Source organism: Stenotrophomonas sp. GSD10 (assembly GCF_056172695.1).
Map to the genome: position 1 here is coordinate 864,606 of NZ_JAOCMC010000002.1, position 14,037 is coordinate 878,642.

The following is a 14,037-nucleotide window of genomic DNA, read 5'->3' on the forward strand; positions in this document are numbered from 1 at the left end:
GGCCATGCCCGGCGGGATGCTACGTCCAGTCGTACGAGAACAGCACCGTGCGGCTCACCGGTTCGTACAACATCACGATGGCATCGGCACCGGTTGCGCACCAGTTGTAGCCAGCGACGTCGGCCACAGCAAAGAACTTGTTGCCATTGCGGGTGATGATCACCGTTTCGGCATCGTCCGGGGCGTCGGGGTCGTCGGCAGCCTCGGTGAAGCCAAGTTCGAAGGCTGCGGGAATCTCTGTGGTCTCGGTCCAGTTGCCGAAACCGATCGGGCCACCCAGCGTATCCAGGTAGTCACGCTCGCTGGGCTCACCCTTGCCGTAGCGCGAGTAGCAGGCCAGGCGGCCCTGCGCGGCATGGTAGCCACGCGCCTTGGCGTAACTCTCGCGCATCTGTGCGATGTGCTCCTGCGCGTCCTTGTCCTGCACCGCATCGCCGATGAAATAGCCCTCGTTGCCGAGGAAGCGCATCTGGTTGCCGGCGGTCAGTTCGAAGGCGATCCAGTTGCTGCCGGTGAAATCGTTGTGGTGCTCTTCGGTGGTCTCGCCGATGCAACCGTCATACGGCTCGATCGGGCACAGCATTGTGGCCACCTGGCCGGCCAGTTCCGGCCGCAACAGACCCAGATCGATCTTCAGCAGCGGCAGCAGGTGCTGGCCGAGCCACGCCTGATCGGCGGGGAAAACATCGGTGGGGAAGGCGACCATGCCGGGCAGCAGGTCGCGCAGTTCGGTGTGGTGGATCATGTCAGTCCTTTGAACAGGGTGGGTAGAGTCGAGCTCGCTCGACTGATCCGGCAAACGGCAGTCGAGCAAGCTCGACTCTACGAGGTGCAGGGTCGGGAGCGCCGACCAAGGTCGGCACCTACCAGGGCATTTCAGGTAGACGCGCTGCGGATCGCGTCCGGCAGCGGTGCACTCTTGCCGGTCTGGGTATCCATCCAGACCACCACCACGTTGCCGTCCGAATACAGCTTCGAATCGTCCTGCTGGTCGACGATGCGGTGGCCGATGGTCACGCTGCTGTTGCCCAGGCGCTCGACGAACAGTTCAACCAGGATGTCGTTGGGCCACACGATCGGCAGCCGGTAGTTGACGTTGGTCGCGGCCACCACCGGGGCGATGCGGTCGGTCATCGACACGCCCTCCACGCCCAGCATCCAGCGCACGCGCGCTTCTTCCAGGTAGGAGATGTACTTGGCGTTGTTGACGTGGCCCATGCTGTCCATGTCACGCCAGCGCACGCTGATCGGGATGCGGGCCAGGATCTTGTGTTCGCTGCTCATCAGGCGTCCTTCTTCTTGCTGGCCGTAGCGCTCTTGCTGGCCTTGCCGGTGCTTTTGGCGGCCACCGCCTTCTTCGCCGTCTTGGCGACCTTCTCAGGCTTCACCTTGCGCGGCGGACGGGCGTCGGGCTTGTTGGCCACGGCGGCCGGCTGCTCCGGGCGCGCACTGGTGGACGGCAGCATCCGCGCCAGGAACTGGCCGGTGTACGACTGCGGGCAGGCCGCCACGTCTTCCGGTGTGCCGGTGACCAGGATGGTGCCACCGCGATGGCCACCTTCCGGGCCCAGGTCGACGATCCAGTCGGCAGTCTTGATCACGTCCAGGTTGTGCTCGATCACCACCACCGTGTTGCCTTCGTCGCGCAGCTTGTGCAGCACGCCCAGCAACGCTTCGATGTCGTGGAAGTGCAGGCCGGTGGTCGGCTCGTCGAGGATGTACAGGGTGCGGCCGGTATCGCGGCGCGACAGTTCCTTGGACAGCTTCACGCGCTGCGCTTCACCACCGGACAGCGTGGTCGCGCTCTGGCCCAGCTTGATGTAGCTCAGGCCGACGTCAACCAGCGTTTCCAGCTTGCGTGCGATCGACGGCACCGGCTCGAACAGCTTCAGTGCATCCTCGACGGTCATTTCCAGCACGTCGTTGATGTTGAAGCCCTTGTACAGGATCTCCAGCGTTTCGCGGTTGTAGCGCTTGCCATGGCAGACATCGCACGGCACATACACGTCCGGCAGGAAGTGCATCTCGACCTTGATCAGGCCATCGCCCTGGCACGCTTCGCAGCGGCCACCACGCACGTTGAAGCTGAAGCGCCCCGGCGAATAGCCGCGCGCACGCGCTTCGGGCACCTGTGCGAACAGTTCGCGCAGCGGGGTGAACAGGCCGGTGTAGGTGGCCGGGTTCGAACGCGGAGTGCGGCCGATCGGCGACTGGTCGATGTCCACCACCTTGTCGAACAGGTCCAGGCCATCGATCTCCTTGTACGGGGCGATCGGGTGCGAGGCGCCGTTGATCTCGTTGGCGGCCAGCGAGAACAGGGTGTCGTTGATCAGGGTCGACTTGCCCGAGCCGGACACGCCGGTCACGCAGGTCAGCAGGCCCGACGGAATCGCCAGGTCCACACCCTTCAGGTTGTTGCCGCTGGCACCGCGCAGGTGCAGGGTCATCTTCGGGTTCGGCTTGTGCCGGCGCGCCGGAATCTCGATCGCGCGCTTGCCCGACAGGTACTGGCCGGTCAGCGAGCGCGGTGCCTCCAGGATGTCCTGCAGGGTGCCCTGGCCGACGATCTCGCCGCCATGCACACCCGCGCCCGGGCCGATGTCCAGCACGTAGTCGGCCAGCCGGATGGCGTCCTCGTCGTGCTCGACCACGATCACCGTGTTGCCGAGGTCGCGCAGGCGGGTGAGAGTGCCGAGCAGGCGCTCGTTGTCGCGCTGGTGCAGGCCGATCGACGGCTCGTCGAGCACGTACATCACCCCGACCAGGCCGGCGCCGATCTGGCTGGCCAGGCGGATGCGCTGCGCCTCGCCACCGGACAGGGTGTCGGCCTTGCGCTCCAGGGTCAGGTAATCCAGGCCCACATCGACCAGGAAGCCGAGGCGTTCGCCGATTTCCTTGACGATCTTCGAGGCGATTTCGCCGCGCCAGCCCGGCAGGCTCAGTTCACTGAAGAACTTCAGCGCTTCGTCGATCGGCAGCACCACCAGATCCGGCAGCGGGCGGTCGGCCACGAACACGTTGCGTGCCGCCTTGTTCAGGCGCGCACCATGGCATTCCGGGCACGGCTGTTCGCTGATGTACTTGGACAGTTCCTCGCGCACTGCCGGCGACTCGGTTTCCTTGTAGCGGCGTTCGAGGTTGGGAATGATGCCCTCGAAGCGATGCTTGCGCTGGGTGCGGCCACCGGCTTCGGTGAAGTAGGTGAAGGTGATCGCCTCATCGCCGCTGCCGTACAGCACGGCCTGCTGCACGTTCTCCGGCAGCGAGTTCCACGCCGCGTCGACGTCGAACCTGTAGTGCTTGGCTAGCGAGGCGATCAGCTGGAAGTAGTAGGCATTGCGGCGGTCCCAGCCGCGCACCGCACCGGCGGCCAGCGACAGCTCGGGGTGCACCACCACGCGCGAGGGATCGAAGAATTCGGCCATGCCCAGGCCATCGCAGCCGGGGCAGGCGCCCATCGGTGCGTTGAACGAGAACAGGCGCGGTTCCAGTTCCGGCAGCGAGTAATCGCAGACCGGGCAGGAGTACTTGGAGGAGAACAGCGTCGGCGCGGTCCCGGCGTTGTCCAGGCTCTGCACCGAGGCCATGCCGTCGCCCAGCTTCAGCGCGGTCTCGAAGCTCTCGGCCAGGCGCTGCTTGATGTCCTCGCGCGGACGGAAGCGGTCGATCACCGCCTCGATGGTGTGCTTCTGGCGCAGCGCCAGCGGCGGCACCGCGTCGATCTCATGCAGCTCACCATCCACGCGTACGCGCACGAAACCCTGCGCACGCAGCTGGTCGAACACCTGCGCATGCTCGCCCTTGCGGTCGCGGATGACCGGCGCCAGCAGCATGTAGCGCTGTTCCGGGTCGAGGGTGAGTACCTGGTCGACCATCTGGCTGACCGTCTGTGCTTCCAGCGGGTAGCCGTGGTCCGGGCAGCGCGGGGTGCCGACGCGCGCGTACAGCAGGCGCAGGTAGTCGTAGATCTCGGTGATCGTGCCGACCGTCGAACGCGGGTTGTGCGAGGTCGACTTCTGCTCGATCGAGATGGCCGGGGACAGGCCTTCGATGTGGTCCAGGTCCGGCTTTTCCATCACGCTCAGGAACTGGCGCGCATAGGCCGACAGCGACTCGACGTAGCGGCGCTGGCCTTCTGCATAGATGGTGTCGAACGCCAGCGAGGACTTGCCCGAGCCGGACAGGCCGGTGATCACGATCAGCTTGTCGCGGGGCAGGTCGAGGTCGAGGTTCTTCAGGTTGTGCGTCCGCGCGCCGCGGATGCGGATGAAATCCATCGCCATGGGGGATCCGGTTGTGGGGGCGTTGGCTGGGTGCCGGGCCAGCGGGGAACGGCAATCGGTCAGCCTACCGAGGTGACCAGATGGGGGCAATGGGCGACAATGCCAGCCCGGTGTCTCACCTTGTGAGACAGGCCGACAGGCAGGGGTCAGATCCCTTTTCACAACGTGAAAAGGGATCTGACCCCGTTCCGGCCCGCGCTCCAAGCCCGTTCAGGGGTTGACTTGACCGGCGCCCGCTGATCTGCGTACAATCCCGCTCCTGTCCGCCCTCGATGGCGGCAGCTCAGACCACAATAACTACAGAGGAAGGCCTGGTCATGTACGCAGTACTGGTCACCGGCGGTAAGCAATACCGCGTGGCGCAGGGCGAAAAGCTCCGCATTGAAAAGCTCGAAGTCGAAGTCGGCAGCGAGATCAAGTTTGACAACATCCTGATGCTGGGTGACAGCGACGGCGTGAAGCTGGGCGATGCGCTGAAGGGCGCTGCCGTCACCGCCAAGGTCCTGTCCCAGGGTCGTGCTGACAAGGTCCGGATCATCAAGTTCCGTCGCCGCAAGCACCACATGAAGCGTCAGGGTCACCGTCAGTACTACACCGAAATCGAGATCACCGGCATCGCCGGCTAAGTATCAGGAGAAGCAGTCATGGCACATAAAAAGGGCGTAGGCTCCTCGCGCAACGGTCGCGACTCCAACCCGAAGTACCTGGGCGTCAAGATCTTCGGCGGCCAGGCCATCGAAGCCGGCAACATCATCGTGCGTCAGCGCGGCACCCAGTTCCACCCGGGTTCCGGCGTTGGCCTGGGCCGTGACCACACCCTGTTCGCCCTGGTGGACGGCAAGGTGGAGTTCTCGGTCAAGGGCGCCAAGAAGCGCCGCACCGTCAGCATCGTCTCGGCCGACGCCTGATCCAGGCATCGCCGGCACCCGTGCTTCGGCAGGGTGGTGCTGGATGAAGAGCACGTTGCATGGAGAGCCCCGCTTCGGCGGGGCTTTTCGTTAGAGTGAACGCAAGACCGGCTGTGCCGGGTTGCCGGCCCGCGGCCGGCATGACATTCAAGGCGGCGGCCCGCAGGCTGCGCCCATCGCAGGCATCGAAACAATGAAACTGGTAGACGAAGCAGAAATCGAAGTGTTCGCCGGCAACGGCGGCAACGGCTGCATTGGCTTCCGTCGCGAGAAGTTCATTCCGCTCGGCGGCCCGGACGGCGGCGACGGCGGTGCCGGCGGCAGCGTGTACATCCGCGCCGACGAGAACCTGAACACCCTGGTCGACTTCCGCCATGACCGCATCTTCAAGGCGCAGCGCGGCGAGAACGGCATGGGCCGCCAGGCCTATGGCAAGGGTGGCGAAGATCTGACCATCACTGTGCCGGTCGGCACCGTGGTGATCAACGTCGCCACCGATGAAGTCATCGGCGACCTGACCCAGCACGGCGACCGCCTGCTGGTGGCCAAGGGTGGCCGTGGTGGCCTGGGCAACATGCACTTCAAGAGCTCGACCAACCGCTCGCCGCGCCAGGCGCTGCCGGGTGAGCCGGGCGAAGAGCGCACCCTGAAGCTGGAGCTGAAGCTGCTGGCCGACGTCGGCCTGCTGGGCTTCCCCAACGCCGGCAAGAGCACCCTGATCCGTGCCGTTTCGGCGGCGACGCCGAAGGTGGCCGATTACCCGTTCACCACGCTGTACCCGAACCTGGGTGTGGTGAAGGTGGAGAACTACCGCAGCTTCGTGATCGCCGATATTCCGGGCCTGATCGAAGGCGCGGCGGATGGCGCCGGCCTCGGTGCGCAGTTCCTGCGTCACCTGCAGCGCACCCGCCTGCTGCTGCACCTGGTGGACATCTCGCCGATGGAAGGTGGCGTGGAAGGTATCTCGCCGGTGGAGCAGGTGCGTGCGATCGAGCGCGAGCTGGAGAAGCACGACCCGGAGCTGCTGGAAAAGCCGCGCTGGCTGGTGCTGAACAAGGCCGACCTGATGTTCGAGGACGAGGCCAAGGCCGCGGCCGAGCAGATCGTGGCCGAGCTGGGCTGGAAGGAGCCGTGGTTTCTGGTCTCTGCGCTGGGTCGCGAAGGGACCTTCCCGATCATGAGCCGGATCATGGCGTTCTTCGATCGCCAGAAGGAAGACGAGCTGGAAGCCCGCAACGCGCAATGATGCCGTTGTGGTTCCACACGAAAAACCCGGCTTCGGCCGGGTTTTTGTTGGTGGGTAGTGCCGGCCGCTGGCCGGCAATCCGCCGAGATAGCCGGCCAGCGGCCGGCACTACCGGATCGCAGGCAACAAAAAACCCGGCCGAGGCCGGGTTCTTGTGTGCTGCCCGGCCCCGAAGGGCAGGGCGGCAACGCCGGATCAGGCGGCCTTGAGGGCCTTGATGCGGTCGTTCAGGCGGCTCTTGTGGCGAGCAGCCTTGTTCTTGTGGATCAGGCCACGCGCGCTGAAGCGATCCAGGATCGGCTGGGCAACGGCGAAGGCGGCTTCGGCGCCGGCGGCATCGTTGGCGTCCAGCGCCTTGATCACTTTCTTGACAGCGGTGCGCAGCATCGAGCGCTGAGCCACGTTGCGCGCGTTGCGCACGACGGTCTGCTTGGCGCGCTTCTTGGCGGACTTGATATTGGCCACGGTGGTGGTTTCCTGAAAAAATCGGTGTTATGGGAACAGCAAGCTAGCTAGTATGATGGCCCGAGAAATGCACGTCAAGTCGATTGTCAAGAGGGACGCTGAGTGAGTTCACCGAAGATGTTGCGAGGCCTGCTGTCGTTCAGCAGCATGACCATGGTCTCGCGGGTGCTCGGACTTGTCCGAGATCAGGTGATCACCACCACGTTCGGCACGAATGCGGTTACCGATGCGTTCTGGGTTGCCTTCAGGATACCCAATTTCCTGCGTAGGCTGTTTGCCGAGGGCTCCTTCTCCACCGCTTTCGTGCCGGTGTTCACGGAAGTGAAGGAAACCCGCAGCCACGCCGAGCTGCGCGAATTGATGGCCCGCACCGCCGGCACCCTGGGTGGGGTGCTGATGCTGGTCACCGCGCTGGCGCTGATCTTTGCGCCGCAGCTGGCGGTCGCGTTCTCAAGTGGCGCTGATACCGACCCGGTCAAGCAGACCCTTCTGGTCGACCTGTTCCGCCTGACCTTCCCGTTCCTGCTGTTCGTCTCGCTCACCGCGCTGGCCGGCGGCGCACTCAACAGCTTCCAGCGCTTCGCGATGCCGGCACTGACCCCGGTCATCCTCAACCTGTGCATGATCGCCGGTGCGCTGTGGCTGGCACCGCGGTTGGGCGGCACCCCGGAAAAACAGATCCTGGCACTGGGCTGGGCGGTGCTGGCTGCGGGCATCCTGCAGCTGCTGTTCCAGCTGCCCTCGCTGAAGGGCATCAACCTGCTGACCCTGCCGCGCTGGGGCTGGAGCCATCCGGGCGTGCGCAAGGTGCTGACGCTGATGGTGCCGACCCTGTTCGGTTCGTCGGTGGCGCAGATCAATCTGCTGCTGGATACCCTCATTGCCGCCAAGCTGACCGACGGCTCGCAGTCGTGGTTGTCGCTGGCTGACCGCTTCCTGGAGCTGCCGCTGGGTGTGTTCGGTGTGGCGCTGGGCACGGTGATCCTGCCGGCGTTGGCCCGCCACCATGTCAGCACCGACCGTGAGGGCTTCTCGCGCTCGCTGGACTGGGGCCTGCGCATGACCCTGCTGATCTCGGTGCCGGCCATGCTGGGCTTGGTGTTGCTGGCCGAGCCGCTGATCGCCACCCTGTTCCAGTACCGCCAGTTCACCGCCTTCGATACCCGCATGACCGCGCTGTCGGTGTACGGCCTGAGCTTCGGCCTGCCGGCATTCGCCCTGCTGAAGGTGGTGCTGCCGGCGTTCTACGCCCGCCAGGACACCAAGACCCCGGTGCGTGCCGGTGTGGCCGCACTGGCGGCCAACATGGTGTTCAACTTCGCCCTGCTGGCGGTGCTGTACCAGGTGATGGTGCCCGACGAGCTGAAGGCGCAGGGGGTGATGGCGGCCATCGGCAAACAGCCGGGCCTGCACCTGGCGCTGGGCATCGCCAGCGCGCTGTCCAGTTACCTGAACCTGGGCCTGCTCTGGTACTGGCTGGGCAAGACCGACGTCTACCAGCGCCTGCCGGGCTGGGGCGGCTATCTGGTGCGGCTGGGGGTGGCGTGCGTGGCCATGGTCGGTGTGCTGCTGGCCCTGCTGCACTGGGTTCCCGACTTCACCGGCATGGACAAATGGCACCGTATCGGTGGCCTGATTCTGCTGGTCGGCGGCGGCGGCGCCACCTACGCGGTGGCCATGCTGGCGATGGGCTTCCGTCCGCGCGACCTGCGCGGGCATTGATCACCGCTTGTGGCGGCTATACTTCAGGGTTACACCATTGAAGCGGCGGCCCCGGTCGGGCCGGAACGAGAGTTGATGAGCAGGCTGTTCAGAAGCGTCGAGGGCGGGGAGCTGTTCCCCAACGGAAGCGTGGTCTGTATCGGTGCATTCGACGGCCTCCATCTGGGCCATCGTGCGCTGGTCCGCCACGCGGTCGCCCGCGCGCGCGCCTTGGGCGTGGCCGCAGTGGCGGTGGCCTTCGAGCCGCTGCCGCGTGAATTCTTCGCCCAGGGCACGCCGCCGCCGCGGCTGACCCTGGCGCGCAGCAAGGTCGAGATCCTGCGCGAGCTCGGTGTCGATGCGGTCGGCCTGCTGCGCTTCGACGCGGCGATGGCGGCGATGCCGGCCGAGACCTTCGTACGCCAGCTGCTGGTGCAGCGCCTGAACGCCCGCGAAGTCTGGATCGGGCCGGAGTTCTGCTTCGGCAACCGCCGCCGTGGCGATCTGGCCCTGCTGCAGAAGATGGGCGCCGAACTGGGCTTCAGCGCCGGCGAGATCGAAGCGGTCGACCTGCATGGCGAGCGCATCTCCAGCACCCGCATCCGCCAGCTGCTGCAGGACGGTGATTTCGCCCGCGCCAACGACCTGCTCGGCCGCCCCTACGCGATCAGCGGGCGGGTGGTGCGCGGGCGCCAGCTGGGCCGTACGCTGGGTTTCCCCACCGCCAACCTGCGGTTCCCGAAGACCCCGGCGCTGTCGGGCATCTACGCGACCTGGGTACACGGCGTGTTCGACCAGCCGTGGCCGTCGGTCTCCAGCTTCGGCACGCGGCCGACGGTGGAGGGCGTGGAGCCGCTGCTGGAAGCCCACCTGTTCGATTTCCAGGGTGACCTGTACGGGCGCCACATCGACGTGGAGTTCGTCGCCAAGCTGCGCGACGAAGAGAAATTCAATGATCTGGCGGCGCTGACCGACCAGATGCACCGCGACGCCGAACAGGCGCGCGCCATCCTTTCCGAACATAGATTGCGAGCCACTGCGTGAGCCAGGACTACAAGACCACCCTGAACCTGCCAGCCACCGAATTCCCGATGCGCGGCGACCTGCCCAAGCGCGAGCCGGGCATTCTGGCGCAGTGGGAAGCGCAGGGGCTCTACCAGCAGCTGCGCGACAACGCCGCCGGCCGCCCGCTGTTCGTGCTGCATGACGGCCCGCCGTACGCCAACGGCCGCATCCACCTCGGCCACGCGGTCAACAAGATCCTGAAGGACATCATCGTCAAGTCGCGCTACCTGGCCGGCTTCGATGCGCCCTACGTGCCGGGCTGGGACTGCCATGGCCTGCCGATCGAGATCGCGGTCGAGAAGAAGTGGGGCAAGGTCGGCACCAAGCTCGATGCCGTTGAATTCCGGCAGAAGTGCCGCGAGTTCGCCGAAGAGCAGATCAACATCCAGCGCGTGGACTTCAAGCGCCTGGGCGTGACCGGCGACTGGGACAACCCGTACAAGACCCTGAGCTTCGACTTCGAAGCCAACGAGATCCGTGCGCTGGCCAAGGTCGTGGCCAATGGCCACCTGGTGCGCGGCGCCAAGCCGGTGTACTGGTGCTTCGACTGTGGTTCGGCGCTGGCCGAAGCCGAGATCGAGTACCAGGAAAAGGAATCGCCGGCGATCGACGTGGCTTACGCCGCGCGTGATGCGCAGGCCATCGGCCAGGCATTCGGTGTGAGCGTGCCGGCCGACGTCGAAGTGGCGGTGCCGATCTGGACCACCACGCCGTGGACGCTGCCGGCCTCGCTGGCGGTGTCGCTGGGTGCGGAGATCAACTACGTGCTGGCCGAAGGCCCGGCCCACAACGGCAGGCGCCGCTGGCTGGTGCTGGCCGCCGCGCTGGCCGAGCGCGCACTGCAGCGCTATGGCGTTGAGAGCGTCGTGCTGCACGGTGAAACCACCGGCGCGGCGCTGGAGAACCAGCTGCTGGTGCACCCGTTCTACTCGGAACGCGAGATCCTGGTGCTCAACGGCGACCACGTCTCCGACGAGGACGGTACCGGTGCGGTGCACACCGCCCCCGGCCACGGCCAGGAAGACTTCGTGGTCAGCCAGAAGTACGGCCTGCTGGACAAGTACAACGCCGGTCAGGTCACGCCGATCGACGGCCGTGGCGTGTACCTGGAATCGACCCCGCCGGCCGGTGACGTGGCGCTGGCAGGCCAGCACCTGTGGAAGGCGCAGGAGGCCATCGTCGGCGTGCTGCGCGACAACGGTGCGCTGCTGGCCTTCCATCCGATCCGCCACAGCTATCCGCATTGCTGGCGCCACAAGTCGCCGGTGGTGTTCCGCGCCACCCCGCAGTGGTTCATCTCGATGGACAAGGCCCACCTGCGCCGCGATGCGCTGGCCGCCATCGATACCGTCGGCTGGTTCCCGAGCTGGGGCAAGGCGCGCATCCAGAGCATGGTCGACGGTCGCCCGGACTGGACCATCTCGCGCCAGCGCACCTGGGGCGTGCCGATCGCGCTGTTCACCCATCGCCAGACCGGCGAGATCCACCCGCGTTCGGTGGAGCTGATGCAGCAGGTCGCCGACCGCGTCGAAGCCGAGGGCATCGACGTGTGGTACTCGCTGGACGCCGCCGAACTGCTGGGCGCCGAAGCGGCCGACTACGAGAAGGTCACCGACATCCTCGACGTCTGGTTCGATTCGGGCGTGACCCATGAAGGCGTGCTCGCCGCGCGCGGCTTCGGCAAGCCGGCCGACCTGTACCTGGAAGGCTCCGACCAGCACCGCGGCTGGTTCCAGTCCTCGCTGCTGACCGGCGTGGCGATCGACAAGCGCGCGCCGTACAAGCAGTGCCTCACCCACGGTTTCACCGTGGACGAGCACGGCCGCAAGATGTCCAAGTCGCTGGGCAACGGCATCGAGCCGCAGGACATCATGAACAAGCTGGGCGCGGACATCCTGCGCCTGTGGATCGCCTCGGCCGACTACAGCAACGAAATGTCGCTGTCGCAGGAGATCCTCAAGCGCAACGCCGACGCCTACCGTCGCCTGCGCAACACCGCACGCTTCCTGCTCGGCAACCTGGACGGCTTCGATCCGGCCCAGCACCTGCGCCCGCTCGACCAGATGGTCGCGCTGGACCGCTGGATCGTGCATCGCGCCTGGGAGCTGCAGGAGAAGATCAAGGCGGCCTACGACGGCTACAACATGGCCGAGATCGTGCAGCTGCTGCTGAACTTCTGCAGCGTCGACCTGGGCTCGCTGTACCTGGACGTGACCAAGGACCGCCTGTACACGATGCCGACCGATTCGCACGGTCGCCGTTCGGCACAGAGCGCGATGTACCACATCGCCGAAGCGTTCACCCGCTGGGTCGCGCCGATCCTGACCTTCACCGCCGACGAGCTGTGGGGCTACCTGCCGGGCGAACGTGCCGGCCACGTGCTGTTCACCACCTGGTACGACGGCCTGGCGCCGCTGCCGGCCGATGCCCAGCTCAACGCGGCTGATTTCGACCAGTTGCTGGCCGTGCGCGAGCAGGTGGCCAAGGTGCTCGAGCCGATGCGTGCCAACGGTGCGATCGGCGCTGCGCTGGAGGCGGAGATCACCCTCGCCGCCAGCGAAGAGCAGGCCGCCAAGTGGCAGCCGCTGGCCGATGAGCTGCGCTTCCTGTTCATCAGCGGCGACGTGCAGGTGCGCCCGGCGACCACCGACGAGGTGTTCGTCAGCGCCCAGCCGACCAGCAAGGCCAAGTGCGTGCGCTGCTGGCACCACCGCGCCGATGTCGGCAGCAACGCCGACCACCCCGAACTGTGCGGCCGCTGCGTGAGCAACATCACCGGCGCCGGCGAACTGCGGAGCTGGTTCTGATGGCCGCGCCCCGTCCGCATCCCAACGCCCTGATCTGGCTGCTGCTGTCGGTGGTCATCATCGGCCTGGACCAGTGGTCCAAGGCCTGGGTGCTGTCGAGCCTGCCGGAGTTCCAGCCGGTGGTGGTCATCGATGGCTTCTGGAACTGGTACCGCACCTACAACACCGGTGCGGCGTTCAGTTTCCTGAGTGACGCCGGTGGCTGGCAGAAGTACTTCTTCACCGCGCTGGCCATCGCCATCAGCGGCCTGATGGCTTGGTGGCTGCGCGGCACTGCCCGTGGCAACTGGAAGGCCGCGGTGCCGTATGCACTGATCATCGGCGGTGCCATCGGCAACGTGATCGACCGCCAGGTGCACGGCCACGTGGTCGATTTCATCCAGTGGTATGTGGGCAGCTATACCTGGCCCTCGTTCAACATCGCCGATTCGGCCATCGTGGTCGGTGCCATCGGCATCGCCCTGTTTGGCCTGTTCGACGGCAAGTCCGCCAAAAGGCGGATAATGCCAACCCGAAACCGTAAGCCGGCCGCCGCCGGGAGACTGAACTGATGGATGTGCTGCTCGCCAACCCGCGTGGTTTCTGTGCCGGTGTCGATCGTGCGATCGAGATCGTCAAGCGCGCGATCGAAACGCTGGGCGCGCCCATCTACGTCCGCCATGAAGTGGTGCACAACCGCTTCGTGGTCGACGACCTGAAGCAGCGCGGCGCGATCTTCGTCGAGGAACTCGATGAAGTGCCGGACAACAACACGGTCATCTTCAGCGCGCACGGCGTGTCCCAGGCCGTGCGCCAGGAAGCCGAGCGCCGTGGCCTGAAGGTGTTCGACGCCACCTGCCCGCTGGTGACCAAGGTCCACTTCGAGGTTGCCCGCCACTGCCGTGCCGGCCGTGACGTGGTGTTGATCGGCCACGCCGGCCATCCGGAAGTGGAAGGCACCATGGGCCAGTGGAACCGCGAAGCGGGTACCGGCCAGATCTATCTGGTCGAGGACGTCGAGCAGGTGGCCACGCTGCACATCAACCAGCCGGAAAACTTCGCCTACACCACCCAGACCACGCTGTCGGTGGATGACACGCGCGGCATCATCGATGCGCTGCGCGAGCGTTTCCCGGAAATGCAGGGCCCGAAGAACGACGACATCTGCTACGCCACGCAGAACCGCCAGGATGCCGTGCGCGACCTGGCCAAGCGCTGCGACCTGGTGCTGGTGGTGGGTTCGCCGAACAGCTCCAATTCCAACCGACTGAGTGAACTGGCCCGCCGCGAAGGCGTGGAGTCGTACCTGATCGACGGTGCGCACGAGATCGACCCGCGCTGGGTGGAAGGCAAGCAGCACATCGGTGTGACCGCCGGTGCCTCGGCGCCGCAGGTGCTGGTTGATGGCGTGCTGGCGCGGCTGGCCGAGCTGGGTGCCAGCGGCGTGTCCGAGCTGGATGGCGAGCCGGAATCGATGGTGTTCGCGCTGCCCAAGGAACTGCGCCTGCGCCTGGTCGACTGACCGGGCCTGACTCTGCTGGGTGCGAACCCGCACAAGGTGGGTGCGAACCTTGGTTCGCACT

At 66.1% G+C, this 14,037-nt stretch carries 12 protein-coding genes; 8 read left to right on the forward strand and 4 right to left on the reverse strand.

The features are described from left to right. Window positions 1–19 precede the first annotated feature (19 nt). From N4G47_RS04195 to uvrA, 3 genes are all read right to left on the reverse strand, one after another. The gene (locus tag N4G47_RS04195) at window positions 20–745 is read right to left on the reverse strand and encodes an enolase (RefSeq protein WP_475285408.1); all 726 of its coding nucleotides are present in this window, start codon (window positions 743–745) and stop codon (window positions 20–22) included. Window positions 746–876: 131 nt separating this feature from the next. Then, complete coding sequence (locus N4G47_RS04200; protein ID WP_475285410.1) at window positions 877–1,284, reverse strand: acyl-CoA thioesterase; 408 nt, start codon at window positions 1,282–1,284, stop codon at window positions 877–879. Next, window positions 1,284–4,283, reverse strand: coding sequence for an excinuclease ABC subunit UvrA (gene uvrA / locus N4G47_RS04205; protein ID WP_475285412.1), 3,000 nt, complete (start codon window positions 4,281–4,283; stop codon window positions 1,284–1,286). Before uvrA ends, N4G47_RS04200 begins: the two co-directional genes overlap by 1 nt. Window positions 4,284–4,600: 317 nt before the next feature. On the opposite strand from uvrA, the gene rplU reads away from it, so the two are divergent. The 3 genes from rplU (at window position 4,601) to cgtA (ending at window position 6,437) form a co-directional block, all read left to right on the forward strand. Further along, window positions 4,601–4,909 carry a 50S ribosomal protein L21 gene (gene rplU, locus N4G47_RS04210; protein ID WP_005408557.1) on the forward strand — a complete coding sequence of 103 codons (309 nt, stop codon included), beginning with the start codon at window positions 4,601–4,603 and terminating at the stop codon, window positions 4,907–4,909. Window positions 4,910–4,927: 18 nt separating this feature from the next. Beyond that, the gene (gene rpmA, locus N4G47_RS04215; RefSeq protein WP_005415704.1) at window positions 4,928–5,191 is read left to right on the forward strand and encodes a 50S ribosomal protein L27; all 264 of its coding nucleotides are present in this window, start codon (window positions 4,928–4,930) and stop codon (window positions 5,189–5,191) included. A 193-nt stretch (window positions 5,192–5,384) separates the two neighbouring features. Beyond that, window positions 5,385–6,437, forward strand: a complete 1,053-nt coding sequence (gene cgtA / locus N4G47_RS04220) for an Obg family GTPase CgtA (RefSeq protein WP_107230214.1) — start codon at window positions 5,385–5,387, stop codon at window positions 6,435–6,437. A gap of 195 nt (window positions 6,438–6,632) precedes the next feature. Here cgtA and rpsT read toward each other — a convergent pair whose 3' ends face one another. Beyond that, window positions 6,633–6,902, reverse strand: coding sequence for a 30S ribosomal protein S20 (gene rpsT / locus N4G47_RS04225; protein ID WP_005408560.1), 270 nt, complete (start codon window positions 6,900–6,902; stop codon window positions 6,633–6,635). Window positions 6,903–7,019: 117 nt separating this feature from the next. On the opposite strand from rpsT, the gene murJ reads away from it, so the two are divergent. The 5 genes from murJ to ispH all read left to right on the forward strand — a co-directional run bounded on the left by murJ (window position 7,020) and on the right by ispH (window position 13,976). Then, window positions 7,020–8,624: a murein biosynthesis integral membrane protein MurJ gene (murJ, locus tag N4G47_RS04230; RefSeq protein ID WP_475285414.1), complete on the forward strand. Its 1,605-nt coding sequence runs from the start codon at window positions 7,020–7,022 to the stop codon at window positions 8,622–8,624. Window positions 8,625–8,699: 75 nt separating this feature from the next. After that, window positions 8,700–9,647 carry a bifunctional riboflavin kinase/FAD synthetase gene (locus tag N4G47_RS04235; RefSeq protein WP_475285416.1) on the forward strand — a complete coding sequence of 316 codons (948 nt, stop codon included), beginning with the start codon at window positions 8,700–8,702 and terminating at the stop codon, window positions 9,645–9,647. Continuing rightward, on the forward strand, window positions 9,644–12,475 hold the full coding sequence (gene ileS, locus N4G47_RS04240) for an isoleucine--tRNA ligase (RefSeq protein ID WP_475285418.1): 2,832 nt from the start codon (window positions 9,644–9,646) through the stop codon (window positions 12,473–12,475). The genes N4G47_RS04235 and ileS overlap by 4 nt, the downstream gene beginning before the upstream one ends. After that, on the forward strand, window positions 12,475–13,026 hold the full coding sequence (lspA, locus tag N4G47_RS04245; protein WP_475285419.1) for a signal peptidase II: 552 nt from the start codon (window positions 12,475–12,477) through the stop codon (window positions 13,024–13,026). The genes ileS and lspA overlap by 1 nt, the downstream gene beginning before the upstream one ends. Continuing rightward, window positions 13,026–13,976 (forward strand): 4-hydroxy-3-methylbut-2-enyl diphosphate reductase, encoded by a 951-nt coding sequence (gene ispH, locus N4G47_RS04250; protein ID WP_475285421.1) that lies wholly within the window; start codon window positions 13,026–13,028, stop codon window positions 13,974–13,976. Before lspA ends, ispH begins: the two co-directional genes overlap by 1 nt. Window positions 13,977–14,037: the final 61 nt, after the last annotated feature.

Bases quoted from the DNA above. Each gene is read 5' to 3' on its own strand.
- N4G47_RS04195 (WP_475285408.1), bottom strand. From the start codon at position 745: ATGATCCACCACACCGAACTGCGCGACCTGCTGCCCGGCATGGTCGCC.
- N4G47_RS04200 (WP_475285410.1), bottom strand. From the start codon at position 1,284: ATGAGCAGCGAACACAAGATCCTGGCCCGCATCCCGATCAGCGTGCGC.
- uvrA (WP_475285412.1), bottom strand. From the start codon at position 4,283: ATGGCGATGGATTTCATCCGCATCCGCGGCGCGCGGACGCACAACCTG.
- rplU (WP_005408557.1), top strand. From the start codon at position 4,601: ATGTACGCAGTACTGGTCACCGGCGGTAAGCAATACCGCGTGGCGCAG.
- rpmA (WP_005415704.1), top strand. From the start codon at position 4,928: ATGGCACATAAAAAGGGCGTAGGCTCCTCGCGCAACGGTCGCGACTCC.
- cgtA (WP_107230214.1), top strand. From the start codon at position 5,385: ATGAAACTGGTAGACGAAGCAGAAATCGAAGTGTTCGCCGGCAACGGC.
- murJ (WP_475285414.1), top strand. From the start codon at position 7,020: ATGTTGCGAGGCCTGCTGTCGTTCAGCAGCATGACCATGGTCTCGCGG.
- N4G47_RS04235 (WP_475285416.1), top strand. From the start codon at position 8,700: ATGAGCAGGCTGTTCAGAAGCGTCGAGGGCGGGGAGCTGTTCCCCAAC.
- lspA (WP_475285419.1), top strand. From the start codon at position 12,475: ATGGCCGCGCCCCGTCCGCATCCCAACGCCCTGATCTGGCTGCTGCTG.
- ispH (WP_475285421.1), top strand. From the start codon at position 13,026: ATGGATGTGCTGCTCGCCAACCCGCGTGGTTTCTGTGCCGGTGTCGAT.